29 protein-coding genes and 2 pseudogenes are annotated in these 24949 nt (G+C 35.0%); 5 read left to right on the top strand and 26 right to left on the bottom strand.

What is annotated here, in order from left to right:
- Positions 1-80: 80 nt before the first annotated feature.
- The 21 genes and pseudogenes from HCW_RS08425 to fmt form a co-directional block, all read right to left on the bottom strand.
- Positions 81-287 (bottom strand): flagellar biosynthesis anti-sigma factor FlgM, encoded by a 207-nt coding sequence (locus HCW_RS08425; RefSeq protein WP_014661790.1) that lies wholly within the window; start codon positions 285-287, stop codon positions 81-83.
- Positions 288-349: 62 nt separating this feature from the next.
- Positions 350-556, bottom strand: a complete 207-nt coding sequence (locus HCW_RS08430) for a hypothetical protein (RefSeq protein ID WP_014661791.1) — start codon at positions 554-556, stop codon at positions 350-352.
- Positions 557-597: 41 nt separating this feature from the next.
- Complete coding sequence (locus HCW_RS08435; protein WP_014661792.1) at positions 598-1155, bottom strand: FKBP-type peptidyl-prolyl cis-trans isomerase; 558 nt, start codon at positions 1153-1155, stop codon at positions 598-600.
- A pseudogene (locus tag HCW_RS10055) lies at positions 1142-1672 on the bottom strand (tetratricopeptide repeat protein); the annotation flags it as partial. The pseudogene HCW_RS10055 and the gene HCW_RS08435, both read right to left, overlap by 14 nt.
- Before the next feature lie 159 nt (positions 1673-1831).
- Positions 1832-2317 (bottom strand): annotated as a pseudogene (locus HCW_RS10060) (hypothetical protein); the annotation flags it as partial.
- Between the two features lie 6 nt (positions 2318-2323).
- Positions 2324-2923, bottom strand: a complete 600-nt coding sequence (locus HCW_RS08445; protein WP_014661794.1) for an OmpA family protein — start codon at positions 2921-2923, stop codon at positions 2324-2326.
- Between the two features lie 65 nt (positions 2924-2988).
- Positions 2989-4245, bottom strand: coding sequence for a Tol-Pal system protein TolB (tolB, locus tag HCW_RS08450; RefSeq protein WP_014661795.1), 1257 nt, complete (start codon positions 4243-4245; stop codon positions 2989-2991).
- Positions 4242-5009 (bottom strand): energy transducer TonB, encoded by a 768-nt coding sequence (locus HCW_RS08455; protein WP_014661796.1) that lies wholly within the window; start codon positions 5007-5009, stop codon positions 4242-4244. Before HCW_RS08455 ends, tolB begins: the two co-directional genes overlap by 4 nt.
- A 30-nt stretch (positions 5010-5039) precedes the next feature.
- Complete coding sequence (locus HCW_RS08460; protein WP_014661797.1) at positions 5040-5441, bottom strand: ExbD/TolR family protein; 402 nt, start codon at positions 5439-5441, stop codon at positions 5040-5042.
- 35 nt (positions 5442-5476) lie between these two features.
- Complete coding sequence (locus HCW_RS08465) at positions 5477-6037, bottom strand: MotA/TolQ/ExbB proton channel family protein (RefSeq protein WP_014661798.1); 561 nt, start codon at positions 6035-6037, stop codon at positions 5477-5479.
- A gap of 25 nt (positions 6038-6062) precedes the next feature.
- A complete protein-coding gene (atpC, locus tag HCW_RS08470) occupies positions 6063-6434 on the bottom strand; it encodes an ATP synthase F1 subunit epsilon (protein ID WP_014661799.1) in 372 nt (123 codons plus the stop codon).
- Between the two features lie 13 nt (positions 6435-6447).
- Positions 6448-7848, bottom strand: a complete 1401-nt coding sequence (gene atpD / locus HCW_RS08475) for a F0F1 ATP synthase subunit beta (RefSeq protein WP_014661800.1) — start codon at positions 7846-7848, stop codon at positions 6448-6450.
- A 37-nt stretch (positions 7849-7885) separates the two neighbouring features.
- The gene (gene atpG, locus HCW_RS08480) at positions 7886-8791 is read right to left on the bottom strand and encodes an ATP synthase F1 subunit gamma (protein WP_014661801.1); all 906 of its coding nucleotides are present in this window, start codon (positions 8789-8791) and stop codon (positions 7886-7888) included.
- A gap of 14 nt (positions 8792-8805) precedes the next feature.
- Positions 8806-10317, bottom strand: a complete 1512-nt coding sequence (gene atpA / locus HCW_RS08485) for a F0F1 ATP synthase subunit alpha (RefSeq protein WP_014661802.1) — start codon at positions 10315-10317, stop codon at positions 8806-8808.
- 19 nt (positions 10318-10336) lie between these two features.
- Entirely contained in the window at positions 10337-10891 is a 555-nt protein-coding gene (locus HCW_RS08490; RefSeq protein WP_014661803.1) for a F0F1 ATP synthase subunit delta, read from the bottom strand.
- Position 10892: 1 nt separating this feature from the next.
- Positions 10893-11408 (bottom strand): F0F1 ATP synthase subunit B, encoded by a 516-nt coding sequence (locus HCW_RS08495; RefSeq protein ID WP_014661804.1) that lies wholly within the window; start codon positions 11406-11408, stop codon positions 10893-10895.
- A 14-nt stretch (positions 11409-11422) separates the two neighbouring features.
- Complete coding sequence (locus HCW_RS08500) at positions 11423-11845, bottom strand: F0F1 ATP synthase subunit B' (RefSeq protein WP_014661805.1); 423 nt, start codon at positions 11843-11845, stop codon at positions 11423-11425.
- A 134-nt stretch (positions 11846-11979) separates the two neighbouring features.
- A complete protein-coding gene (locus tag HCW_RS08505; RefSeq protein WP_014661806.1) occupies positions 11980-12861 on the bottom strand; it encodes a ParB/RepB/Spo0J family partition protein in 882 nt (293 codons plus the stop codon).
- Entirely contained in the window at positions 12861-13664 is an 804-nt protein-coding gene (locus HCW_RS08510; protein ID WP_014661807.1) for a ParA family protein, read from the bottom strand. The genes HCW_RS08505 and HCW_RS08510 overlap by 1 nt, the downstream gene beginning before the upstream one ends.
- A gap of 5 nt (positions 13665-13669) precedes the next feature.
- Positions 13670-14299, bottom strand: a complete 630-nt coding sequence (locus HCW_RS08515; protein WP_014661808.1) for a biotin--[acetyl-CoA-carboxylase] ligase — start codon at positions 14297-14299, stop codon at positions 13670-13672.
- A complete protein-coding gene (fmt, locus tag HCW_RS08520; protein ID WP_014661809.1) occupies positions 14296-15207 on the bottom strand; it encodes a methionyl-tRNA formyltransferase in 912 nt (303 codons plus the stop codon). The genes HCW_RS08515 and fmt overlap by 4 nt, the downstream gene beginning before the upstream one ends.
- Before the next feature lie 106 nt (positions 15208-15313).
- On the opposite strand from fmt, the gene HCW_RS08525 reads away from it, so the two are divergent.
- Positions 15314-15871, top strand: a complete 558-nt coding sequence (locus HCW_RS08525; protein WP_052306443.1) for a glycosyltransferase — start codon at positions 15314-15316, stop codon at positions 15869-15871.
- A complete protein-coding gene (locus HCW_RS09800; RefSeq protein ID WP_052306444.1) occupies positions 15868-16110 on the top strand; it encodes a galactosyltransferase-related protein in 243 nt (80 codons plus the stop codon). Before HCW_RS08525 ends, HCW_RS09800 begins: the two co-directional genes overlap by 4 nt.
- A 1-nt stretch (position 16111) precedes the next feature.
- On the opposite strand, the gene HCW_RS08530 is transcribed toward HCW_RS09800, so the two are convergent.
- The 5 genes from HCW_RS08530 to HCW_RS09175 are packed head-to-tail and all read right to left on the bottom strand — an operon-like array spanning position 16112 to position 22689.
- The gene (locus tag HCW_RS08530; RefSeq protein WP_014661810.1) at positions 16112-19051 is read right to left on the bottom strand and encodes a type I restriction endonuclease subunit R; all 2940 of its coding nucleotides are present in this window, start codon (positions 19049-19051) and stop codon (positions 16112-16114) included.
- On the bottom strand, positions 19044-20633 hold the full coding sequence (locus HCW_RS09315) for a restriction endonuclease subunit S (RefSeq protein WP_014661811.1): 1590 nt from the start codon (positions 20631-20633) through the stop codon (positions 19044-19046). Before HCW_RS09315 ends, HCW_RS08530 begins: the two co-directional genes overlap by 8 nt.
- On the bottom strand, positions 20630-21031 hold the full coding sequence (locus HCW_RS08545; RefSeq protein WP_014661812.1) for a hypothetical protein: 402 nt from the start codon (positions 21029-21031) through the stop codon (positions 20630-20632). The genes HCW_RS09315 and HCW_RS08545 overlap by 4 nt, the downstream gene beginning before the upstream one ends.
- A gap of 3 nt (positions 21032-21034) precedes the next feature.
- Complete coding sequence (locus HCW_RS09170) at positions 21035-22114, bottom strand: type I restriction-modification system subunit M (RefSeq protein WP_081478668.1); 1080 nt, start codon at positions 22112-22114, stop codon at positions 21035-21037.
- An 11-nt stretch (positions 22115-22125) separates the two neighbouring features.
- Entirely contained in the window at positions 22126-22689 is a 564-nt protein-coding gene (locus tag HCW_RS09175; RefSeq protein WP_014661814.1) for a type I restriction-modification system subunit M N-terminal domain-containing protein, read from the bottom strand.
- Between the two features lie 134 nt (positions 22690-22823).
- Between HCW_RS09175 and HCW_RS08555 the strand changes: the two genes are divergently transcribed.
- From HCW_RS08555 to HCW_RS08565, 3 genes are read left to right on the top strand one after another with little or no spacing between them, the layout of a single operon-like run.
- Entirely contained in the window at positions 22824-23483 is a 660-nt protein-coding gene (locus HCW_RS08555) for an amino acid ABC transporter permease (protein WP_014661815.1), read from the top strand.
- Position 23484: 1 nt separating this feature from the next.
- Positions 23485-24156 carry an amino acid ABC transporter permease gene (locus HCW_RS08560; RefSeq protein ID WP_014661816.1) on the top strand — a complete coding sequence of 224 codons (672 nt, stop codon included), beginning with the start codon at positions 23485-23487 and terminating at the stop codon, positions 24154-24156.
- A 1-nt stretch (position 24157) separates the two neighbouring features.
- The gene (locus tag HCW_RS08565) at positions 24158-24904 is read left to right on the top strand and encodes an amino acid ABC transporter ATP-binding protein (protein WP_014661817.1); all 747 of its coding nucleotides are present in this window, start codon (positions 24158-24160) and stop codon (positions 24902-24904) included.
- Positions 24905-24949: the final 45 nt, after the last annotated feature.

Here is a 24949-nt window from a genome sequence, read left to right on the forward strand (position 1 = left end):
AAAGAGAGGGATAAAAATTTGTTGTAATAAGAGAGTGTGAAACATCTGCAAGATTTCAAAAAAGCACTCTAAGCAAAAGCTTAGAACTGCCCTAATAAATCTTGCGCCATTTTTTGGGAGGTCTTGCTCAAGTTAAGCTTATATTGGTCATTTTCATAAGCTTGCTTGATTTCAGCCACCCTATTAGGTATGGCAACATCATTTTCTTGAACCTTTTCGCTCTTTTCCAAACGCTTGTAATTTCCCACAGACTGCACTGGAGCAAAAGAAGAAACTGCGTTAATCATTATAAGTCCTTATTTTAATATTCACCCTTGTAATTACCAAAATCGGCTAAAGCAAAAAAAAATCAATGGATTTTTGAAATTTGTTTTTGCAATTCTTTACCAAATTTCTTGGTTGTAGTTACTTGCTTTTTCCCTGTTTCTGCGATAGAGCCAAAAGATTGTGATTGCAAGTTTCTAAACACAAAAAACATGATAAAAATTAAAATGTAGCAAAACAAGAAAAAACAAATCGTGGGAAACAACCAATTTTTGAGATTTGTATTATCCATTTTGACTCACATTCTTTATATTTTTAAAAAGCGTGATTGCATTACCCATGCGAGCATGAGCAACCACAACCTCCACCACCTTTTTTATGGCCTCCGCCACCACCACAACAACCTCCGCCGTGATTATGGTGATGAGCCTCTAAAATTTCTTCCTCGCTCACTTCTCTAAAGCCTAAAACCTTAAAGCGAAATGCTAGGGTTTTTCCAGCTAAGGGGTGGTTATAGTCTATCATAACATGAGTAGCACTAAAATCTTTAACAAGCGCTTGCACAGTTTGATTATCTTCAGTTTGTCCAAAAACGGTCATGCCCTTTTCTAGCTCAATGCCTTCAAATTGCTCTCTAGGAACTTCTTGCAAATAACTGCTCTCATAAGCGCCATAAGCCTCTTCTGGGGCAATTACTACTTCTTCGTATTCGCCAATTTTAGCTTTCAAAACCGCCTTTTCTAATCCCATAATCACTTGATTAGCCCCAATAATAAACTCTAAAGGCTCTTTAGCGATATTGCTATCTAATACCTCGTTAGAACCCTGCTCTTTAACTTCATATTCAATTAATGCCGCTTGTTTAGTATTTTCTAAATCATGGTTTTGCATGATGATTATTATCCTTATCTTCTAAGATTTTCTTTGCCATTCTAGCTTGTTCACTTAAAGGAAACAAGCGTTGCAAAGTGTTTAAAAATTTATAATAGTTTTCATGGCTATCTAAACGCTTGAAAGACCATGCCGTATGCCATAACAAGATAGGCATATAAGTCGCCTTTTTATCCAAAAGAGCGCTTTCTTTATAATAGCCAATCGCTTGCTTATATTTTTTCTCTCTATAAGCAACCTCTCCAAGAGCATAACGCACATAAGCAAGCTTATAACTATTAGCCTCTAGCCATAGCAAACGCTCCTTAGCTTGCGCATAGGCTTTATCTTTTAAAAAAGTCAATGCCTCCTCAAAAATTTCATTTTGCCTTGCCACATCTTTGTGAAACTTAGGGGGCGCTTTTTTAGGATTTTTTATCTCTTGATTTTCCTTATTGACAGAATTAGAACTCTCTTTTTCTTTTTTAAGCTCTTGCTTTTTCTCTTGTTGTAGCTCACTTTTTAGCTCTTCTTGGCGCAATGCTTTCTTATGACTTTCTTTCTCTTCATTGTCTAGTTTATTAGTCTCATCTTGTGTATCCAAAGATAATCCATAGGTTTTAGAAGTCTCATCTATAGCGGGTGAGTCTATTGACTCTGCAGGTTTTGCTTGTGTGCCTTGATCTTGATTGTATTCTTGCTTTTCTTGCTCTTGCAAGCTTTTTTGAATCAAAGCAATTTTTGATGCCAAATCTTGACTTAATTTAGTAAGCAACTCGTTCATCTGTTTAGTTTGCTTGTCTAATTGCTTAATGGCCCGTTGGTTAGCACGCACATCATTTTTAAGGCTTTCTAAAATTTCTGCTTGCTGTTTAAGCGTATTAGCATGCACTTCTTGAAGGGATTTAAGAGAGCGTAACGACTCATCTTGAGAGAGAATAGACTCATTGATATTTTTTATCTTATTAGCTTGCCCCTCATAAATATCCTTTAATCCCTCTTGAGATTGCGTATTAGAATCTACTTGAGCTTGGAGTTTTGCTAAAACATTAGAAAAGTTTTTGCTATTAGTTTGTAATTGGTGGAGCTCCTTTTTGGTAGCTCCACTTTGCATATCAAACGCTGAAGGCTCCCCTACCAACAGCAAAGGAATAAAAAAAGAGAGTAAAGAAGTTTTCTTCATTCAAACTTACTTCACTAGCTTGATATCTACCCTTCTGTTCTCTTTGTAGCACTCTTTAGTTTTCTCTTGGCACTTAGGCTTAGTCTCACCAAAACTAATGGTTTTGATTTCATCTTTATCCAAACCTTTTACTGCCATAGCACTCTTCACGCTTAAAGCTCTCTTAACACCTAAAGCTTGGTTGTATTCACTAGAACCAAATTCATCAGTATTACCCTCTAAAAGCACTTGCATATGATTTTCTTTAGCTTTTTGAATGCTGTCATCTAAGATGTTTTGCTCATCTTCTTTTACTTCGTATTTGTCAAAATCAAAGTAAATAGAGCCTATAACAGTCCCACTCTCAATCGCTGGTGCTGCTGGCTCTTGAACCGCTGGCTCTGGAGCTGGAGCTGGCTCTTCATGTTTTTCTTCAACTGGAGCTGGAGCTGGCTCTTCTTTAGGCACTTCCTTCTCTTGAACTGTTTCAGTAGAAACAGGAGCATTTTGAACTGCACGAGCACCAGCACCTACATCACCAGCCACACCTTTATTGTCAATCTTGTGTGAACAACCCGCAACCAATAAAAAAGCTAGTAAAGAACTAACTACGGAAACCTTTTTCATAAAAACCCCTTAATTTAAGTTTATTAAAGGCGAAAATACTACCATATTATTTCTTAATTAATGCTTTACCAATCAAAAGCTTGAATTTTTACATCTTTCAAAGGGAATAAAAAGCTTTGATTGTAGTCTAATAAAATTAAGCCCACAGATTCCTCTTCTGGAGTCTTTTTCAAATACATTACATTGCTCCCATCAATAGAAAAACGAGGCATTTGATTGGAACCATTTACGGTAAGTCTGCGGATATAATTACTTCCAGCACTAATCATATTTAGATTAAAAACGGTTTTTCCAAATTCATTAGGATTTTCACGGCTTACATAGACAATATTACCCTTGTGTGCATCAATAGATTCATTGCTCTTGCCCTCATAAAGAAGTTGCTCTGCGCTATCCTTTAAACCCAATTTTTTAAGATAGATATTAGGATAACCCGCTCTATCTGAAACAAAAACCATAGATTTTTCATTTTCAAAAAACACACCCAAAACATCAATTCCCCTATAACGAGTTAGCTTAGTTTTAGTCTTTTTGTGCGTATCATACAAATAAACATCAGGCTGTCCTTCAGGGGATAAAGACATAAGCACCTTAGAGCCATCGGCATTAACGCTAGATACGACTGCCATGCCTTGACTTTCAGCAATAAACTCATTAGTGCCCTTTTGAATATTATATTTCAAAATCATAGGCGTTTTCTCACCATACTGAGTGTAATAAAATTCGGTTTGCTTGGCATCTGCCCACTTTGGAAAAACATTCAAGCGCCCATTTTTAATAATTTCTTTTTGATAGCGCATGGTGTAATCACCTAATGCAATCGTAGTAACTCCAGATTGGACATATTTAGAAAATACCACTAAACGATCCATCCATGCAATAGAGGGAGCTTTTATATAGTCATTAATGGTAATTGCCATTTTATGTGCAGCAAAAGGATACAAATCTTGGTGTGTGATAGGATAATCAAAAGTCTTTTTCAAAGTGGAGGCATTCACATCATAAAGTTTTAACTGCGCCACTTTATTACCATTATCAACAACCACACTTAGTAGTGCCACCAAACGAATATTCTTGCCTTTCAATGTCGCATAATCCAAGCTACCTTTTTGCTCCCCCGCATCAAAGACCTCAAAATGCTGACTAACTTTTAAGTCATTCATTAACACTTCATGGAGTTGGAACACATAAGTCGCATCATTTTCCTTAGAATAGCGTATCTCAACCTTAGGAAGCTTTTGAATCGTCTTAACAACATCTAGCGTTTTATCTGCCGCCAAAAGCCCCATACAAAACATTAACAAAACCCATATTTGCTTCACTGCTCTTCCTTTGTTGTAAAATTAACCTTTATAGAAATCATATGCCCTCCGGGATAAGGAGGAAAATCTTGTTCTTTCAAATGATTTAAAAGCGCTACAATACTATCATTATAGTCCTTAAAATTTGAATAGCTAAGGATAGTATAATCAAACTTCCCATTTTTAGCAATAACAACAACTACGCCTACAGAGGCGCTTTTATAAAAAGAGTCTTTCCAGCCCTTATATAAAATTTTATATACTTGGGCATACCATTCTTGGTAAGCCTTATTGTCAATACCATCTTGTTTAGGAATTTGCAAGTCTAAAGTCTTATGCTTAATAGTTTGAAGCTTTTCTGTAATTTGACTTAAATTTTGCTGAAGTCCTTTAAGCACCTCTTGATTCTTGAGATTTTTCTTCAATCGTTGCTGTTTTTCCAAACGCCTTTCTAAATTATGGTCTTCTACTTCTTTTTTGGCATCACTTGTTGTTTTTTCCCTAAGATTGTCAAAAGAAGAAAACATATCTTCAAGACTCTCTTCGCTCTCTTCTTGTTCTGTTGTATTTTGAGAATTTTCTTGCTCTGCTTGATGTTTATTTGTCTCATTTTCAAAAAAATCTTGCAAATCTAAATCAATCGTTTGCTCACTTTTTTTCCCCAAATCTAAAAGAATTTTTTGCGCCTCTTGATTTTGTGTGTCCAAAAGCAAAGTATAGAGCAAACCTGCATACAAGAAAAATGCTAAAAAACCTGAAAGAACTACAAGCATGCCCTTACTCATTCACCTAAACCCCACACCACTATTTTTAAGCTATGAACTCGTAATTAAAGAAACTTTCAAAAAACCCGCCTCTTTAATGGTCTTTAACAAATAAATGACTTTTTCATAAGTCAAATGCTTATCAGCCCTAATATTTACCTTAGTGTTCTTATCATATTTTTTAGAAAGTAAGTTAAAAGTATCTGGAAATGCCTTATATTCATAAGTTTGCTTATCAATATAAATTTTAGCATGCTTATCCATGCGAATTTCTATAACCTTATCTTGCACTGCCCTAAAAGTCTTAGAGCCAGAGGGCAAAGCAATCTCTTCTTGATAGGTCAAAGTTGGTGTTGTAACCATAAGGATTGCCAACAATACCAACATCACATCTACTAAAGGCGTAATGTTTAATTCTGGCTTATCTTCGTCCCAATAATTATTATAATCCATAAAAATCTCTTGCTCTAATTTCTAAGTCTTAAATGCTAATGAGCCTCTCGTGCCGATAAAATATCTGTTTGCATATGCACATAAACAGATACATCATAAACCTTACGCTTTAAAACCAAATAGAACGAATAAGCTGGAATGGCTGTCAAAATGCCTCCAGCAGTTGCGATAAGGGCTTTAGAAATAATGGGGGCAATCACTCCAAAAGAGGCTTGACCTAATGCGCCCAAACTATTAAAAGCACTTAAAATTTCAACTACCGTTCCAAAAAGTCCTATAAAAGGTGCTGTAGAGGCAATAATACTCAAAATCACCAAGCCTGTTGTGCTTTGCTTAAGTATTTGATGTTTCCAAGCTTGCAACAATTCTTTAGATGCCTCCTTAGAAACTTCAAACATAGGGTGTTCTGGCATATCTTGCTTGCCATTAAGAATTTTAGAAAGCGATTGTGTTTCACGCTCCAAATAAATCCTTAGCATCACAGATTTATAGACAAAAACCCACAAAGTTGCCACCAAATAAAACGAAAGCCACGCCATAACAAGAAGTGTAATAAAACCACTTTCATGCACAAAATATGCCAATGAATCTAACATTACCAATCCCTTTTACTTGATTATTTCAAAGGGACTCAAGCTTGGCAAGCACGCTTGAAATCGCCAATCTATCAGAGCTTGCATCTTCTAAAAGCTTTTTAGCCCTAGAAATTTCATCTTCCTTGCTCCCATGTTTTTCGCCAATAAAAACAGCTCCATCAGCTAAAACTTCCACCCCCTCTTGAGTGATTTCTGCATAGCCCCAATCAATCGCAATAAAATCCTTTTTTTGCTCCGTTTCAATCTCAATAATACCGGCTTTGAGTAAAGAAACCATGTTGCTATGCCCACTAAGCACTCCAAATTCCCCTACATTTCCGGGCAATACTACACTCTTAGCTTTTCCTAGATAAACCTCCCCTTGAGGAACTACCACGCTGATATTTAATAAAGCCATGCAAAAATCCTTTTTAAGAGTTTTTCATGTTCTTAGCTTTTTCTAAAACTTCTTGAATGCCACCTACCATATAAAAGGCATTTTCAGGAATATGGTCATACTTGCCCTCTAAGATTCCCTCAAAGCCCTCCAAAGTCTCTTGCAAGGTTACATATTTTCCGGGACTCCCCGTAAAGACTTCTGCCACAAAGAAAGGCTGAGATAAAAACTTCTCAATTTTTCTAGCTCTTTCTACAATTTTTTTATCTTCCTCGCTCAATTCATCTAAACCTAAAATAGCGATAATATCTTGCAAGTCTTTATATTTTTGCAAAACTTGCTGGATACCTGTGGCAATCTTATAATGCCTTTCGCCTATCATTTGAGGGCTTAAAATCCTTGAAGTAGAATCTAGGGGGTCTACTGCTGGATAAATCCCTTTTTCAGCAATTTTTCTATTCAACACCGTAGTAGCATCTAAATGCGCAAACACTGATGCAGGAGCTGGGTCAGTCAAATCATCTGCTGGCACATATACCGCTTGAACTGAAGTGATAGAGCCATTTTTAGTGGAAGCAATTCTTTCTTGAAGTTTCCCCATTTCGCCAGCTAGTGTAGGCTGATACCCCACCGCTGAAGGAATACGCCCTAATAACGCACTCATCTCTGCACCACTTTGAGCGTATCTAAAGATGTTGTCAATAAACATCAAAACATCTAAGCCTTTTTCATCTCTGAAATACTCCGCCATAGTCAAACCGGTAAAGGCAATGCGATTTCTCGCTCCCGGTGGCTCATTCATTTGCCCATAGCATAGGGCGACTTTGTCTAAAACGCCTCCTTCTTTCATTTCATGATAAAGGTCATTCCCCTCCCTAGTGCGTTCCCCCACACCAGCAAATACAGAATACCCATTATGCTTATAAGCCACATTATGAATAAGCTCCATAATAATAACAGTCTTTCCTACACCAGCCCCCCCAAACAAGCCTACTTTACCACCCTTAGAATAAGGCGCTAATAAGTCAATGACTTTAATACCGGTTTCAAACATCTCTGTTTTGGTGCTTTGTTGCTCAAAAGTAGGTGCACTCCTATGAATAGGCCACATAGTAGCAGGCTTAAGAGGTTCTAGGTTGTCAATAGTCTCGCCTACAACATTAAAAATACGCCCTAAAACTTCTTCACCTACAGGCACTTCAATCATCTTGCCACGAGCTTTTACTACTTGATTACGCACTAAGCCTTCTGTCATATCCATCGCAATCGTTCTTACACGATTGCCTCCTAAATGGGCGGCTACCTCTAATACTAAGGATTTTTCTTCCCCATCTACACCAAAACGCACATCTAAGGCTTCATGAATTGCTGGAAGATATGCCTCAAACTCAACATCTACAACAGGACCTAGGACTTGAATAATTTTCCCTTCCATCTCTTTTGTTGCTCCTTGATTAATTTAAATTTATTTTTTAATTAAGCGCTTCCACGCCAGCATTAATCTCTACTAACTCAGTCGTAATAGCTTCTTGCCTAGCTTTGTTATAAGCAATGCTTAAATTCTTAACCAAATCTTTAGCATTATTAGTCGCTGTATCCATAGCCTGCATTCTAGCGCTATGTTCTGCTGCTAAAGAGTCAATTAAAGCGTAATACAAACTATATTCTACAAATTTCTTTGCTAAAGAATCTAAAATCTCATCTTCATTATCATTAGGTTCACATGTGATAGTATCTTGTGGACGAATTTTTACATCTTTTTGATGAGTAATTTCATGCCCTACAGGTAACAAAACCTTTATTTTTAATTCTTGACTAATCATGTTCTTAAAGCCATTATAAACAAGGATTACTTTATCGGTTTCTCCCTCTAAATAGTCTTCAACAACCTCTTTCATAAAATCTTGTGCTCGTTCATAATTAGGTGCAGAGCTTAAATCATTCACTTTATCTAAAACTTCAATCCCATTAAAGTTAAAGTATTCATTACCTTTTTTGCCAATACCCCTTAAACGCACTTTTATGCCTTGTTCTTTATATGAACTCGCACATGCTAAGACTTTTTTAATCGTATTGGTGTTAAAGCCCCCACAAAGTCCCTTATCGGCTGTGATAAAAATAATATCCACCTTTTTAATCTCAAGTCTTTCTAAGGCGCTAAAATATTTGCTTTGAATGTTTTCAAGCCCTTGATTTCGCATTTTTGACAAAATATCATTAAATACTTTTTCTAATTTTAACGCATACACCCTAGAGCGCCTTGCCACTTCTTCGGCCTTTCTAAGTTTGGAAGTAGAGACAAGTTTCATAGCATGGGTAATCTTTTGCGTATTTTTAACGCTTCCAATTTTCTTTCTAATATCTCTTAAGTTTGCCATAATCTAGCGCTCTCCTACTCACTATAAGTAAGCTTGAATTCCTCCAAAACTTTCTTTAACATCGCCTCTAAATCCTTATCTAAAGCCTTTTTAGTGCGAATTTCTTCTAAAACTTGAGGATATTTAGCCTCCAAGAATGGGTGTAATTGCTCTTCAAAGTCTACAACTTTTTTCACACTGATATTATCCAAAAAGCCTTTAGCTCCCGCATAAATAATTACCACTTGCTTTTCAATAGGTAAGGGCGAATAAGGAGCTTGTTTTAAAACCTCCACCATGCGTTGCCCACGCTCTAATTGTTTTTTGCTTGCCTCATCTAAATCAGAGGCAAACTGAGCGAATGCTTGCAACTCTCTATATTGAGCTAAGTCTAAGCGCAAAGTTCCAGAAACTTGTTTGGTCGCTTTAATTTGAGCCGCTCCTCCAACTCTTGAAACTGACAGACCCACATTGATAGCAGGACGAATCCCAGAATAAAACAAATCGGTCTCTAGGAAAATTTGTCCATCGGTAATAGAAATAATATTAGTAGGAATATAGGCAGATACATCGCCCGCTTGAGTCTCTATAATAGGTAGTGCAGTTAAAGAACCAGCACCCTTTTCATCAGAAACTTTAGCTGCTCTTTCTAAAAGTCTTGAATGAATATAGAACACATCTCCGGGATATGCCTCTCTACCTGGTGGTCTTCTTAAGATTAAAGAAATCTCTCTATAAGCTACAGCATGCTTACTCAAATCATCATAAATGATTAAAGCGTGGCGAGCGTGGTCTCTAAAGTATTCTCCCATCGTTACGCCCGTATAGGGAGCTAAATACTGCATAGCGGCAGAATCAGAGGCTGAGGCATTTATCACTACGGTATATTCCATAGCTCCATATTCTTCTAGCTTACGCACCACTTGCGCCACAGTAGATTCTTTTTGCCCAATAGCTACATAGATACAAACAACATTTTGACCTTTTTGATTGATGATTGTATCAATAGCAACGGTGGTTTTACCGGTTTGCTTATCTCCAATAATCAACTCTCTTTGTCCACGCCCAATAGGCACGAGCGCATCAATAGCTTTAATTCCGGTTTGAAGAGGCTCATGCACAGATTTTCTATCCATAATGCCCGGAGCTTTTTGCTCGATAAATCCAAATTCGCTTGTCTCTATCTCACCCTTAGCATCAATAGGCTCTCCAAGTGCATTGACTACACGCCCTACCACTGCATCACCCACAGGAACTTTCATTAAGCTTTTGGTGCGCTTAACACTCACTCCCTCCTTAATCGCATGTCCAGTGCCTAAAACAATGATACCTACGCAGTCTTCCTCCAAATTAGATGCCAAGCCCTTATCACCGGTTTCAAACTCTACCACTTCATAAGACATGACATTTTTTAAGCCATAGACTTTTGCCACACCATCAGCATAGGAAACTACCTTGCCGACTTCAGCCATATCAAAATCAAATTCAAAATTCTTAATTTTTTCTTCAATAATTGAGCTGATTTCTTCTAATTTTATTTTAGACATTAACTCTCCTTAGATTAACTTAAATAGATTGAATAACTTGCTTTTCTAAAAACTCTAAAACACTTCTTTTAGAAAACCCCATTTCTACCCCCAAACTTGGCAAGCTCAAGCGCACACCATTTTCACCCAATAATTCTTGGTTGATTTGTATAGAGGACTGAAAACGCTCTTCAAGTTTTTGTTGCATAGTCGTTAGCTTATCTTGTGAAAGCTTTTCTTGCACAAATAAAACAGCCTCCAAAGTTTTAGGTCTATCCAAATGAGGCAATAACTTTTTAATAATTAAATCTATAGCTTTAAGCCTATTATGCTTAAGCATAAGCTCTAATAAAGGCTTTAGCACTGAAAATGCCTTTTCAGATACCATCTTTTCTACTAATGCTATCAAAACACTTTGCTTCATGGATAAAGGAATATGTGTTTCAAAAATAATCTTTGCCAATTTTAAATCTTGCAACGCCTCTTGCAAATCTTTTAGGGCATAAAAAATCTCTTCTAATAACCCCAAGTCATCTTTAGTGCAATTTATTAGCGCTTTAGCATAGTGCCTAGATATTGTTTTTAATTCTTGCATATTAGAGCCTTTGCTGTAAGATATTCACATAATCTTTGGCATTGAATGCTACCTTCTTACTCTCTTTTAGGTCTGCGAATACCCCCTCAATAAGCTCTTTTTTAACCTTTCGCACTTCCACATCCATTAAAACCTTAGAATTTTTTATCAAATTTTCTACATCAGTTTTAGTCTGCAATTCGTATTTTTGCGTGATAGTATAAGCCTCTTTATGAGCATCTGAAATAATACTTTCAGCCTGCTCTTTAGCCTTTTCTAACTCTTTGAGAAACTTTCTTTTGTTTTCTTTGCTAGTTTTTAATTGAATTTGAAGTTCTTCTAAACGCTCAGAAACTTGAGAACGCCTTACTTGAAAAAATTCTTTCAACTTGCCCGCAAAAAAAATCCATAAAATCCCTATAAACAATAAAAAATTTAAAAAACGCTCTAAAATGTCCGTATGAGAAATATCAAACTCTGCTCCCAACAAAGGACTTAATGTCAAAAGCCCTACTAAAATCACTTTTTTATTCATCATTCTAAACCTACTTGCTATACAACCATGCGTTTATTAAGCTCAGTTTCAAAGACTTCTAATTTTCCTTTTAACTGCTCTTTTAAGACTTGTTTTTCACTCTTTAATTGACTAGAAAAATCTTCAAATTCTTGCTCTAACTCACTCTCTTTTTGCGCTATGATTGCATCATAAGCCTCTATAGCTTGTTTTGTAGCTTGAGCAATAATAGCTCTGCGTTGCTCGTTAGCATCTTTAAGCAAATCTTCAATCTGGCTTTGAATTTGAGTGCTCTGCTTATTATCAGATTCAATCTTAGATAAGCTATCATTAATTTCAGCCTCTCTATTATCCATAAAAGCCAACAAAGGCTTATAAACCCACGCATTCATTGCCCATAGCAACAAAACAAACACCACAAAAACAAGCGCCATCAAGTAAGGGTTAATTGTTATATTCATTTGATACTTCTTTCCTAATTAAAGTCCTATTTACTTGCTTTTAAAAAATGGAGCTTTTAAGCTCCATAACAAAGGTCATTACATCGCAAGTATCTTAACAAAAATTAACTTAAAACTTAAAATTTTATGCCAATTTAAAGTGCCAATCTTTCTATGAGGGCTTTCAAATCGGATTTTTCACAACAATGCAAAATAATCTTATCCCCCTTTAAAGAAAGTTTTAGCCCGTATTTATCCATAAGCTCCTTTTCAAAATGCCCCCATTGCTCTTTAGCAATACTATTAAATAAGGTATTTTTTTGAGAAGAAGAGCCTTTGTTCTTGGGCGCTATAATAGGATTTTTCATATTGCGCACCAAATCTTCAGTATCTCGCACATTGAGCTTTTGACCCAAAATGGAATTAAGGGCTAACTCTTGCTTATCTTCATCTAAACCAACTAAAATCTTGGCATGACCAAAAGTAATTTTTTCCTCTAAAAGTGTGTCTTGCACTTGCTTAGAGAGGGTTAATAAGCGCATGGTATTAGCCACATGCGCTCGAGATTTTTTCACAATATGGGCTAGTTCATCTTGGGTCATTTGGTAACTTTCTAACAACTCTTTATAAGACTTGGCTAACTCTAAAGGATTTAAATCTTCTCGTTGGATATTTTCAATCAATGCCACTTCACGCATTTTTTCTTGCTCAATATCCACAATAATGGCTTTTATGGTGGGCATTTTAGCTAATTTGCTTGCCCTTAAACGCCTCTCACCTGCGATTAAAATATAGCGACCATTTTCACTCACCACTAACACCGGTTGCAACAAACCATGCTCTTTAATAGATTGCGCTAACTCTTCTAAAGATTCTTTAGTAAAAACCTTTCTAGGTTGGTAAGGATTAGGGATTACCTCATCAATTTGTAATTCCACAATCCTAGTTGCCCTACTATATAGGCTTTGCTCCATAGCTTCTGAAACTTCAGGTAAAATCTCTCCAAGTCCTCTGCCTAAACCTTTACTTTTTGCCATTAATCTCCCTCTAATATGCTTTGGGCTAATTTTCTATAGGCAATACTGCCATTAGATTTAATATCATAAAGCAAAATAGGCTTTCCAAAACTAGGCGCTTCGGCCAACCTTACACTTCGTGGAATTGTAATATATTCTTTTGTATTTAAATCTCTAAAAAGCTGTTCATCAAAATGTTGCGACAAGTCAGCTAATACTTGCTTTGAAAGATTAAGCTGTGGGGCATACATCACGGGTAAAAAACCCCTTATTTTAAGTCCCGGATTGGTATTTTCTTTTAACATTTTAATAGTGCTAAGCAGTTGTGCTAAACCCTCAAGCGCATAAAATTCACATTGAATAGGAATAATCACTGAATGAGCCGCTGAAAGCGAATTGATTGTCAAAGGTCCTAAGGCGGGCGGAGAGTCAATCACAATATAATCATACAAATCAATCACATCTTTTAAAACCCCTTTAAGCATAAGCTCTCTGCGATTATTTTGGTTGTCATCATTTGAATAATCATAAAATGCTTTTTCAATCCCAGCTAGACCTAGATTTGAAGGAATTAAATCCAAAAAAGGCATTTGCGTTTTTAAAATTACTTGAGAAATTTTTTTGAGTCCAATCAATACATGATAAATATCATAATCAATCTTATTGCGTCTAAATCCCAAACTTGTGGTTGCATTAGACTGAGGGTCAAAATCAATCAATAAAATCTTTTTTTCTGCTAAGGCTAAAGAAGCAGCCAAATTAACAGCGGTAGTCGTCTTGCCTACACCGCCCTTTTGGTTTGCTACTGCAATGATTTCACCCATAATATTCATATCCTAACATGCGTTTTTCCTTTGATAGCTATCCTACCATCTTCTAACAATAATGCATCTTTTAGACTCATAATCGTGCCTGATTGCGTATGAAAGTTAAAAGAGTAGTTTTTGTGAAATTCTAACGCATACTTACTTAAAACTTGCCCCCATGAGATTTTTTCTTTTACTTTTTTAAAAAAACACTCTAAAATCGTCGTATCATTCTCATTAATGTCTAAAACGGCTCTATTTGTTGCCATTCTATTAATGCCAATCCCACACACTCTAATCCCCCTAAATACTTGCACTAATACCCCTCCAATTTTTTGTTTCTCAATATAAAGGTCATTAGGCCATTTGAGCCACACGCTTGAGCCTAGCTCTTTTAACACCTCTTTAAATAAAAACCCTAAGTATAAGGCACTTGCTTGCATGGGCAAATCCTTAGGCAAATTGCTATCATTTAAAGCAAAAGAAAAAGTCAAAGCCTTTTCTACGCTCTCCCAAGTATTTCCCCTACTCCCAATGCCCGCACTTTGTTTGCAAGCTAATACAGCGATAGGGGCTTGGTATTGTTTAGATTTTAATTGCTCTAAAAGATAAGTTTGCGTAGAGGGCAAACTCTCAAAAACCATGATTTTCATGCGAGTTTATCGCCCATTTTCAAACGCTTGCCATTGAGATAATCCTTAGCCTTTAAGGGTTGCTTGCCAACTGCTTGCAATCTAGCAATTTTGACACTTCCTTTTAAGCACCCTATGATAACGCCTTGCTCGCTAATATTTAAAATCTCCCCTTCTACATGCGCTTTTATTTCTTCTATAAGCTCTATTTCTAAAAGCTTTAAACCACTTTCTAAAAACACTTGAGGCCAACTTTTAAAGGCAAGTGATTTTAAAAATAAATTCTTAGCGTCTTTAAAAGTTACTAGACCATCATTTTTAGTAATCTTTTTGCAAAAAGTTGCCAAAGCATGCTCTTGTGTTTTAGGGGTTATAGAAGTAAAATTTTTAAGCGTATGAATGAGTAATTCTGCACCCTTATAAGCTAACTCTAAACTTAAGGTTTCTAAATCCAAATAACGCTTTCTTTTAAAAGAAAAGGTTTCTAAAATATCCCCACTATCCATTTCTAAATCCATAAGCATAGTGCTTATCCCATAAATTTCATCATCATTTAAAAGCATTTCATGAATTGGTGATGCCCCCCTATATTTAGGCAGTAATGATGCATGCAAATTAATGCAAGGTGCAATTTCTAAAACACCCTTAGGGAGTAACTTCCCATAAGCGACCACCACAATAAAATCAGGCTTTAAATTTTTAAGAATATCTATTTCTTCTATGCCTAATTTTTCAGGCTGAAAAATAGGGATATTAAAATGATTTTCTATAAGATAGGCCTTAGTTTCTGGCATTTTAAGCTCTTTTTTACGCCCAAAAGGCTTGTCTATTTGAGTGAATAGCCCTACTATCTCAAACTCTTTAGTTTTTAATAACGCCTCTAATGCCACTTTTGCAAAAAAAGGCGTTCCCATAAACACAATACGCATGCATAACCTTATTATTCTAATTTTTAAGGATTATAAAATATTTGTTCTCTAATTGGTATAAAAAATTCTATAATGCTTTTTTAATCCATAAAACTAAGAGCAAAATATGACAATTAGTCTTATTATTACTACTTATAACAAAGAAAATTATCTTAAATTAGTGCTAGATTCCGCACTTAATCTAAGCTTACTTCCTAATGAAATTATTATTGCTGATGATGGGAGTAAAGAGCCTACAAGAATTTTAATTGAAAGCTATTGTGAGATTTTTAAAAAATTAGGGGTTACACTCAAACACGCTTATCAAGAAGATTTGGGTTTTAGAGCGGCAAAAAGTAGGAATAACGCCATAGCACTAAGTGAGAGTGAATATATTGTTATCACTGATACCGATATGATTTTACACAAAGATTTTATCAAAGACCATGCTTATTTTGCCAAAGAAAAAACCCTTTTGCAAGGCTCACGAATCATTTTAAATCAACAAGAAAGCGAACATATCTTAAACGCTAATGACTATAAACTAGCTTTTAATAAAAACACGCTTAAAAATTTACGCCTGCCTTTAATCTCTCATCTTATCTATACTCTATCACTCACTACACAAAAAGCTCTCCTTAAAACCCCCCCCCATTACTCTCTGGTATTAGAAGTGCGAATATGAGTTTTTTTAAAAAGGATTTTGAAGATATTCAAGGCTTTAATGAAAATTTTGTCGGTTGGGGGCGAGAAGATAGCGAATTTGTCGCACGCTTTTTATTCAATAAGGGGCATCTAAGACGCTTAAAATTTAGTGCTTTAGCCTATCATCTCTTCCACAAAGAAAATTCTCGCAATTTGCTTGATAAAAACCACCAACTCTATTTAGAAATTTTAAAAGCTAAAAGCCCCTTATGGCGTTAGCTTATTTTAAAAAGTCTTTAGTGTAAAATTCAAAATACTCTTCTAAAGCGTTTTTGACCTCTCTTTTAATGCGTGCGTAGTCCTTATTAAAATAATCAATCTTAAAAATAGCGCCAAATTTAGTCCCCACAAAAGAAATCGCATGATTATTAAAAGCCTGCATAATAAAATCTTTTGTCTCTTTGTCTTTTAAATCATATTTTTTAATAAGCTGTTCTAAATCTTTTTCTTTTTTTTCAATGATGAAATCTCTAAAAGCTTGAATAATATCACTAGGCTTATTTCTTTCATAACGCTTGAAAAACTCTTCTAACAAGTCTTTTATCTCTCTAGCACTAGGTGTCATTTTAATACATTTATCAATCTCAAGTTTAGGAGTATTTTTTTCATAAAGCTCTAAGATATATTTAACACCCACTTCAATAGCTTTTAAAAACTCTAAAACATAGTCTTGCTCTAATTGATTATTATCTAGGCTAGTTGGATTACCCCTATTATCTGTAGGCGTATCGCTCTCATTATTATTGTCATTGCTATTATCTTTCAACTCATCTTTAAAGTCATAATAATAGCTCCCATAATCTTGCAATTCCCTATCGCTGATTTGCTTATCTTTTTCAAATTGTGTGAAATACCTAAGCGCATTATCTAATTTCAATAATTGATTAAAAGCTTTCATAAACGCTCTTTTTTGCTCTTTATTTTCTAAATATTGCAAAGAATTGAGACTAAAATCTTGTTTTAAGCTTTTAGCGCATTCTAAATAAACTTCAAGGCTTTGCTTGTAATTAGTCATCACCACTTCTTTACTATTAGCCAAACCATACAGCCTTAAAGCATCATTAAGATTATTTTCTAAATTTCTAAAGCTCACAATATTACCATGCGCTTTTTTGGGGTTATAAATCCTATTAGTCCTACTAAAAGCTTGGATTAGCCCATGCTCTTTAAGATTTTTATCCACCCATAGCGTGTTAAGCCTAGGCGCATCAAAACCGGTCAAAAACATATTCACCACAATCAACAAATCAATTTCTGTATCTTTCATTTTTGAAGAAATATCTTTGTAATACTCAGCAAAATTATAATCTATATGATAATTTGTACCAAAGCTATTATTATAATCATTGATAGCTCTACTTAAAAATTCTTTGTCATTAAGCTCTAAACCTGTAACTTCTTCGTTGTTTTCCTCCTCTTCATCTCCCTTAGCACTAGCGCTATAAATCAAAGCGATTTTTAAGTCATGCGCATTGTTTTTAAAGCATTCATAATAGCTTTTAGCCATTTGAATGTTTTCAGTCGCTAGAATTGAATTAAACTCACGCTCGTTTGTCTTGGTGTTAAATTGAGTGATAATTTCTTTAGTAATAGTGTCAATGCGTTTAGGATTTAGACTTTCAAGCTTGTCTAATTTCTCATTATCTTTATAATAATCTATCATAAACTTTAGCACCGTGCCATTTCTAATCGCATCTACTATAGTATATCTATGCAAGCATTGATTAAAAACTAAATCCGTATAGTTTCCATAATTTCCTAGATTATCGTTTTCTCTAACTTCTATGCCATTCAACAAACTCTCTTTTTGAGATTGGCTAAAAATAGGCGTTCCGGTAAATCCATATAAATGATACTTTCTAAAACTACTAATAATGCTTTTATGCATAGTGCCAAATTGCGAGCGATGACACTCATCAAAGATAAAAACCACTTCTTTAGTATAGTAGCTCTCAGTCCCCTTATCCTTTTTAATCATATGGCTTAATTTTTGAATGGTGGTGATAATTATCTTATCTTTTTCTTCAGCACTTTCTAGCTTTTCTTTCAAATCAGCGCTATTTTTAGTGCCTTCTACACAGCCTTTTTGAAATTTATTGTATTCTTGCATGCTTTGATAGTCTAAATCTTTCCTATCCACCACAAAAAGAATTTTTTCAATCTTTTCAAAGTTTTTCAATAAAATCGCTGTTTTAAAACTAGTAAGCGTCTTACCACTCCCTGTAGAATGCCATATATAGCCCCTAGATTTACATCTTTCTTTATGGTCTAAATTCTTATAAATATTTTGCAAGATTTCTTCGCAAGCCCCCACTTGATAAGGGCGCATAATCAGTAGCTCGTTTTTGACATTAAACACACTATAAAAAAATAGCATTTCTAAAAGCGTAGTAGGGTGTAAAAACGATTGACCAAAATCTTCTAAATCTAACCATGCCTTGTTATCCTTGCTCGCCCAATGGATTTTAAACACGCTTTCTATTTTGGCGCTACTTTCTTGCTCTTTTTCTCTAAAAAACGCACTATTAGGGTAGTAATAGCTTGTTGTGCCATTAGAGACTACAAACATTTGGATAAACTCAAATAAATTCCCCTTTAACCCCTCCTCTTTATATCTCTCTAGTTGCTCTATAGCCTCTTTAACACGCACCCCCCTTTGCTTAAGCTCAATATGCACTAAAGGCAAGCCATTGATAAGAATTTGCACATCATAGCGATTAGTTTTGCTCTTGTATTGGTGCATAACTTGCAAGCAATTATTACTCAAATTAAACTTATCAAAAAGCTTAAGAGTTTTTTGTTCCTTATTGTCAAGCTCAAAAATAAATTCAAAATTTTCTTGCACTTGTCTAGTTTTTTCTATATAGTCCTTGCCATTAAGCTCATCATTAAGCAATCTTTTAAATTCTTTTTCACTCAAAGTGATGTTATTAAGCCTTTCAAGGCACATTTTCAAATTAGCTTTTAACTCTTGCTCATTTTTTGGGGCAATTTTTTGATACCCTAAAGAGATTAAATCTTTTAAAAGCTTGTTTTCTAAGCTATCAAGCCCCTTAGTCTCATATTGCTTTGAAGTGGTAGTCTCTCTTTTGGGCGGAGTAATAAAAGCGCTCATACAAGTTAAAGGACTTTCTAAAATGACTTTTTGTTGTTTAGGCATGTTCTTCCTTAATGTTAAAATCTAAGAGGGCGTCTCTATAGTGGGTGTATTGCTTTTCTCTTAATGCTAATTCTTTTTCTATTAAGAAAATAAGCCCTTTGGTGCTGTCATTAAAAGCGTCTAAAATCTCTACAATTCTTTCTTGCACTTTTAAGGGGGGTATAGGGATTTTTAGGTTTTTAAGCTGTGTCATATCAACAGATGCAAAATTACTAGAATTTGTAATTTTTAAACATTCTTTGTCAATAATAAAGAAATAATAAAATACAAAATAACTATTAAAATACTTTTTGTATTTTTCTTTAACTTCAAAATTTGTAAATCTCTGATTTGTTAATGCATCGCATTCTAAAATAGCATGTTCGCCTATGGTTGCTGAAGTTGCTAAAACAATAGAGTGCTTTTTAAATAACCCCTTACCCTTGATAGCTTTTGAAGTAATTTTAACTTCTGCCTCTTTTAAATACAAGCCATTTTCTCGTAAATCTTCCATTTTAAACCAAGAAATCGTGCCATTTTCCCAAAATTCTTTATTTTTTGTAGATGGTGTATAACCGCCCCTAATATCAAAAACTTCCCCAAGCGTTTTAAATTCTATAGCGTCATGCGACTCTAAAAGAGAGGATGGTAAGCACTCTTTAGGGGCGACTTCTCTTAGCTTAGTGGGGGCAAACCACGACACAATATTAAGGGGGGTTTTAGCGTTTTTAGATAGAATTTCATTGTGCCCCTTCTCGTTAAGATTAGGGGCATAACTTCTCAAAAAAGGACTTCTAATGGCAAAACCATCTAGGAAGTCTTGGCGTTCATTATACTTTAATTTTTCCTTTTTAGGATTTAAATTAGAGTTTAAAATTGAGCGTTGAGCCTTAGCCTCCTTTTTGGAGGCGTCCTTTTTGAGAGAAGTAACTATCAAATCCTTTAAATAATGCTTGTTAATATCGCTAAAATCACACAAGCTATCCCTGTAATAAGCGTATTGCTCGCCCCGCTTTTTAAGTTCTGTTTTAAGTTCTGTTTTAAGTTCTGTGAAAGCGTCTAAAATCTCTATAATTCTTTCTTGCACTTTTAAGGGGGGTATAGGGATTTTTAGGTTTGAAAAAGATTTTTTAGAGACATTATAACGAGTTGTGCCATTAGCCGTTTTGATAGCCAAATCCCTAAAATATGATGACCTAAAAAGATACTTTGTAAAATTTGGTAGCAATAAATTTTTTTCAAAAAATCTAAAACCAAAACAAAAACTATTAAAATAGATTGGCTCATCTAATTTTTTGGTAACAACGCTTGAGATAGCCACTTCATTAGGTGTTTCTGATGAAGTTGTAAATAAAACATCACCCAATTCTAAAGTTGTCTGTTTTTCATTCTCTCCCATTTTAACTAAAGGCAAGTCGTTAAAATCTATAGAGATATTTTGATACACATTGAGATATGAAATATACTTGGCATTACCATTCCTAAAATGTTCCTTATTTTTATTTCGTAACCCACTAATAAATGTGCCTATTTCCCCAAGCGTTTTAAATTCCACGCCATGCGCACAACATTCTTTTAAAAGGTGTTTTAAATAAGCTTTCATGCAAGCCCCCCATTATTTAAAAGGCTTAGCATGGGTTGTTTGGGATTAAAAACTTCTCGCACTCTTTTAAAGGTTTCATTTAGAAAAAGGGGGTTATTCTTTTTAAGGGTTTGAAAAAGCGTTATCAAAGGGGTTTTAGGGTTTTGTGATAGAATTGCACCATGCCCTAGTTTTTGACTAGGGCATACACCACTTAACAAAGGATTTGCTATGTCTAAACATAGTAAAAAACCTTTGCGTGAAGTATATCTTAAGTTTTCTTTTTGGGGACTTAAGTTTGAATTAAAACTTTCACGCTGAAAGGTTTCCCCCATTTTTTGGGGGTTCTTTGAAGTGGGATTTTGCCTTAAAACTCTTAAAAAGACCTCATTTTTTAACCCTTGATATTTCAAGCCCATGCTTTAATACCCCCTTTCAAGCTCGTTAATGAGATTGTCTAAAAAAGAGCGCTTTAAATTTTGGGTTTTAATAATTTCTTCTAATTCTAAATTCAAATCTTTGATATTGATTTTTTCTTGCTCTTCTATGCTACTAGGCACACTTAGGTTATAACCATTAGTTTGTAATTCTTCTTTGGTTTTGAGATAGCAAAAGTTCTCTATAGCTTGGCGCAAAGCATATGCCTCTAAAATCTTTGCAATATGTGTGTCATTGAGTTGGTTTTTGGTGTCTTTTCTCTCAAAAAGCTTGCTCGCATCAATAAGCAAAACATTGTTTTTTTCGCACTCTTTAAATTTATTTTTGCGTAAAATGATAATAGAGGCTGGAATTGTAGTGCCAAAAAACAAGTCATTAGGCAAGGCAATCACACAATCTACAAAGTCTCTTTTAATCAAATATTCTCTGATTTTTGCCTCACTATTGGCACGATATAGCGCTCCATTAGCAATGACACTCGCACACATGCCATAATGCGACAATAAATCGCACATATGCAGTATAAAGGCTAAATCCGCCTTAGAGCTTGGCGCTAATGCCCCAACCATTCTAAAACGCTCGTCTAATTCTAAAAGTTTCTTTTCTTTTTTATACCAACCACCTTTAATATCCTTGCCATAGCTAAAGGGCGGATTAGAAACGATAATATCAAACCCATGCCTAATAGCGCCCTCTTTAGCATGCTTTGGGTTTAAAAGGGTGTCTTCACATCTTATATTAAAATTTGAAAAATCAACGCCATGCAAGAACATATTCATGCGGGCTAAATCGTAATTTAAGGGGTTCTTTTCTTGTCCATAGAATTGATAAGAATAGTTGTTTCTAGCAAATTGCAAGAGCAATGAGCCAGAGCCACAACATGGGTCATAAACACTGATAGGATTTTTATCTAAAAAATAAGGGGTTTTTTCTAAATGAGCGTGCGTGATTTTATAAAGTAAATGCGACACGCTTTGAGGGGTAAAAAACTCGCCCCCACTCTGCCCTGCTTTTTGTGCGTAATAATTGATTAAGTATTCATAGGCATCACCTAGAATATCAATGCTAAGGGGATTTACCCCCCCCCCCCCTCATTAAAATCATCAATTTCTGCAATGATTTTAATGAGGCCTTCAATACTCTCATTTTGGCTTGCTAGATTGGCTTGTTGGTTACTAGCGTCATTAGTAATACCAATCTTATTTAAGGATACATTATTAAATAAGCCAAAAAAATGCCTTTCTACAAAGCCATCACTCTCTAATTCAAGCGTGTTTAGAGGGTTTTCAATCTGTTTGAAAATATTGTCCAAATACAGCCCTAAAGATGGCTCTTGATTTTTCTTAAAAGATTTTAAGACATTGCAAAATAGCTGGCTTGGATACATAAACAAGCCTTTTTCTTTGATGATTTCTACAATATTTTCCTTGCAAACAAGCGTATTAAATTCTTCATCGCTTAAATTTTCGTATTTCAAGCTTTCATTATTTATGCGTGTGTTAAAAAACACACTAAAATCTTGTGAAAGATAACGATATAAAACAAGCCCTAAAACATGCTCTTTTTGATAATCGCTCGCTCGTGTGGCGTTTAAAATTTTCCATAATTTAGCATGTAATTGCACTCGTTGTTCTAGCATTCTTAATCCTAACTATTTGGTTTTAAAATCATAACAAAAAAAGATTTTTTTAAGAAATTTAAGATTTTAAGATAGAATAGCAACATTTTAACTAAAAACAAATGGATATTTTATAAGGTATAACAATTAACAATATGACATTAGATTGGGATTTTATAGGGCGTTTTGTCCCCGCTTTTATAAAGGGGCTAGAACTCACGCTTTCTATCTCGCTTTTTGGTATTTTATTAGCTCTTGTTGTAGGGTTTTTGAGTGCTGTTATCTTATATTTTAAGCCACGCTTTCTAACTCCTCTAACCCATGCATATGTAGAAGTGGCTAGAAACACCCCATTACTCATACAACTCTTCTTTTTATACTACGGTTTGAATGAAATAGGCTTGAGATTAAGCGCTTTTTCTTGTGCTGTTATCGCCTTAGGGTTTTTAGGTGGAGGGTATATGGCTCAAAGCTTTTTATTAGGCTTTAAGAGTTTAAACCCCATTCAAACACAAAGTGCTTTAAGTTTGGGCTTTAGTCGGTTGCAACTTATGCGCTACATTATCTTGCCTCAAAGCTTAAGTGTTTCTATGCCCTCCTTAACAGCAAATGTGATTTTCTTACTCAAAGAAACTTCTGTTGTAGGGGCAATCGCCTTAACAGATATTATGTTTGTGGCTAAGGATTTAATTGGCATTTATTATAAAACAACCGAAAGCCTTTTAATGCTGACCTTAAGCTACTTAGTTATCTTGCTCCCTTTAAGCATTCTTGCAAGCTTTTTGGAAAATCATTTTAAAAAGAAGTTAGTTTAAAATGGGCGTATTATTAGAATTAGACAATCTTAAGCGTTTGTTAGAAGGTTTAGGCGTTACGCTTTTTATTGCTTTTAGCTCCATTATTATTTCTTTAATTTTAGGGGCGTTTATGGGAGCTTTAATGGCATTTGGCTCTAAAGCTATTCAAGTATTTTGTCGTGTGTATTTAGAAGTGGTGCGTATTATCCCGCTTCTAGCATGGCTTTTTATCGTGTATTTTGGCTTGGCAAATTTACTAGATTTACACATTAGCGCTATTTTGGCAAGCATTATTGTTTTTAGCGTATGGGGCATAGCTGAAATGATGGATTTAACTAGAGGAGCATTAATTTCTATCAATTCACACCAAATAGAAAGCGCTCTAGCTTTAGGTTTAGAAAAAAGAAGCATTGTTTTTAGAATCATTTTTCCCCAAGCTTTTTTATCTCTCTTGCCAGCTTGCTTGAACCTACTCACACGCATGATTAAAACCACTGCTTTAGTCTCTCTTATTGGAGCGATTGATTTATTAAAAGTAGGCCAGCAAATTATAGAAATCAATCTCTTACGCATGCCTAATGCGAGCTTTTTAGTTTATGGCGTGATTTTAATGATTTATTTTGCTTTGTGTTATAGCTTAAGTCTCTATAGCATTCATTTAGAGAAAAAATACCAACATATTAGAGGATAAGATGAGCGTATTATTAGAAACTAGAAATTTGCAAAAAACTTATCAAAATCTTTTAGTCTTAAATGGCATTAACTTCACTTTGAAAAAGGGTGAAGTAGCAGTTATCTTAGGGCCTAGTGGGTGCGGAAAAAGCACTTTTTTAAGGTGCTTAAACGGGCTTGAAAAAATTGATGGGGGCGAAATCATTTTTGAACAACAAAAAATTAATACCCCTACGACTAATTGGAGCAAGTTGCGCCAAAAAATTGGCATGGTGTTTCAAAACTATGAATTATTCCCGCATTTAAATGTTTTAGACAATATTTTACTCGCACCCCTAAAAGTGCAAAAACGCTCTCAAAGTGAAGTTACTATTCAAGCTATAGAGCTTTTAAGGCGTGTGGGCTTAGAGCATAAGCAAAAAGCCTATCCTAGCGAATTAAGCGGAGGGCAAAAACAACGAGTAGCGATTGTGCGCTCTTTATGCACCAAGCCAGAAGTCATGCTTTTAGATGAAATCACAGCCTCATTAGACCCTGAGATGATTAAAGAAGTGCTAGAAGTCGTTTTAGAGCTTGCAAATGAAGGCATGAGCATGGTTGTTGTTACGCATGAGATGAAATTCGCTCAAAAAATTGCAGATAAAATTATCTTTTTTGATAGCGGTAAAATTGCTGAAGAAAACACCGCTAAAGAGTTTTTCAATAACCCCAAATCTCAAAGAGCGCAAAAATTTTTAGAAACTTTTCATTTTTTAGGGAGCTGTTAAAAAAGTTTTGCTACAACTAGCCATTTTATTTCATAATAAAAAGGA

The sequence above is a fragment of the Helicobacter cetorum MIT 00-7128 genome (genome assembly GCF_000259255.1).
In the GTDB taxonomy this organism is placed as follows: Bacteria; Campylobacterota; Campylobacteria; order Campylobacterales; family Helicobacteraceae; genus Helicobacter; species Helicobacter cetorum_B.

Excerpts from the sequence above, each read along its gene's own strand:
- atpC (WP_014661799.1), bottom strand. The coding sequence starts at position 6,434 with ATGGCTTTATTAAATATCAGCGTGGTAGTTCCTCAAGGGGAGGTTTAT.
- atpD (WP_014661800.1), bottom strand. The coding sequence starts at position 7,848 with ATGGAAGGGAAAATTATTCAAGTCCTAGGTCCTGTTGTAGATGTTGAG.
- HCW_RS08525 (WP_052306443.1), top strand. The coding sequence starts at position 15,314 with ATGACAATTAGTCTTATTATTACTACTTATAACAAAGAAAATTATCTT.
- HCW_RS09175 (WP_014661814.1), bottom strand. The coding sequence starts at position 22,689 with ATGCTAGAACAACGAGTGCAATTACATGCTAAATTATGGAAAATTTTA.
- HCW_RS09800 (WP_052306444.1), top strand. The coding sequence starts at position 15,868 with ATGAGTTTTTTTAAAAAGGATTTTGAAGATATTCAAGGCTTTAATGAA.
- atpG (WP_014661801.1), bottom strand. The coding sequence starts at position 8,791 with ATGGCAAACTTAAGAGATATTAGAAAGAAAATTGGAAGCGTTAAAAAT.
- HCW_RS08430 (WP_014661791.1), bottom strand. The coding sequence starts at position 556 with ATGGATAATACAAATCTCAAAAATTGGTTGTTTCCCACGATTTGTTTT.
- HCW_RS08495 (WP_014661804.1), bottom strand. The coding sequence starts at position 11,408 with ATGATGAATAAAAAAGTGATTTTAGTAGGGCTTTTGACATTAAGTCCT.
- HCW_RS08560 (WP_014661816.1), top strand. The coding sequence starts at position 23,485 with ATGGGCGTATTATTAGAATTAGACAATCTTAAGCGTTTGTTAGAAGGT.
- HCW_RS08515 (WP_014661808.1), bottom strand. The coding sequence starts at position 14,299 with ATGAAAATCATGGTTTTTGAGAGTTTGCCCTCTACGCAAACTTATCTT.
- HCW_RS08465 (WP_014661798.1), bottom strand. The coding sequence starts at position 6,037 with ATGTTAGATTCATTGGCATATTTTGTGCATGAAAGTGGTTTTATTACA.
- HCW_RS08555 (WP_014661815.1), top strand. The coding sequence starts at position 22,824 with ATGACATTAGATTGGGATTTTATAGGGCGTTTTGTCCCCGCTTTTATA.
- HCW_RS08530 (WP_014661810.1), bottom strand. The coding sequence starts at position 19,051 with ATGCCTAAACAACAAAAAGTCATTTTAGAAAGTCCTTTAACTTGTATG.
- HCW_RS08500 (WP_014661805.1), bottom strand. The coding sequence starts at position 11,845 with ATGAATATAACAATTAACCCTTACTTGATGGCGCTTGTTTTTGTGGTG.
- HCW_RS08425 (WP_014661790.1), bottom strand. The coding sequence starts at position 287 with ATGATTAACGCAGTTTCTTCTTTTGCTCCAGTGCAGTCTGTGGGAAAT.
- HCW_RS08435 (WP_014661792.1), bottom strand. The coding sequence starts at position 1,155 with ATGCAAAACCATGATTTAGAAAATACTAAACAAGCGGCATTAATTGAA.
- atpA (WP_014661802.1), bottom strand. The coding sequence starts at position 10,317 with ATGTCTAAAATAAAATTAGAAGAAATCAGCTCAATTATTGAAGAAAAA.
- HCW_RS08565 (WP_014661817.1), top strand. The coding sequence starts at position 24,158 with ATGAGCGTATTATTAGAAACTAGAAATTTGCAAAAAACTTATCAAAAT.
- HCW_RS09315 (WP_014661811.1), bottom strand. The coding sequence starts at position 20,633 with ATGAAAGCTTATTTAAAACACCTTTTAAAAGAATGTTGTGCGCATGGC.
- HCW_RS08505 (WP_014661806.1), bottom strand. The coding sequence starts at position 12,861 with ATGGCAAAAAGTAAAGGTTTAGGCAGAGGACTTGGAGAGATTTTACCT.
- HCW_RS08445 (WP_014661794.1), bottom strand. The coding sequence starts at position 2,923 with ATGAAAAAGGTTTCCGTAGTTAGTTCTTTACTAGCTTTTTTATTGGTT.
- HCW_RS08510 (WP_014661807.1), bottom strand. The coding sequence starts at position 13,664 with ATGGGTGAAATCATTGCAGTAGCAAACCAAAAGGGCGGTGTAGGCAAG.
- HCW_RS08545 (WP_014661812.1), bottom strand. The coding sequence starts at position 21,031 with ATGGGCTTGAAATATCAAGGGTTAAAAAATGAGGTCTTTTTAAGAGTT.
- HCW_RS08455 (WP_014661796.1), bottom strand. The coding sequence starts at position 5,009 with ATGAGTAAGGGCATGCTTGTAGTTCTTTCAGGTTTTTTAGCATTTTTC.
- fmt (WP_014661809.1), bottom strand. The coding sequence starts at position 15,207 with ATGCGTATTGTGTTTATGGGAACGCCTTTTTTTGCAAAAGTGGCATTA.
- HCW_RS08490 (WP_014661803.1), bottom strand. The coding sequence starts at position 10,891 with ATGCAAGAATTAAAAACAATATCTAGGCACTATGCTAAAGCGCTAATA.
- HCW_RS08460 (WP_014661797.1), bottom strand. The coding sequence starts at position 5,441 with ATGGATTATAATAATTATTGGGACGAAGATAAGCCAGAATTAAACATT.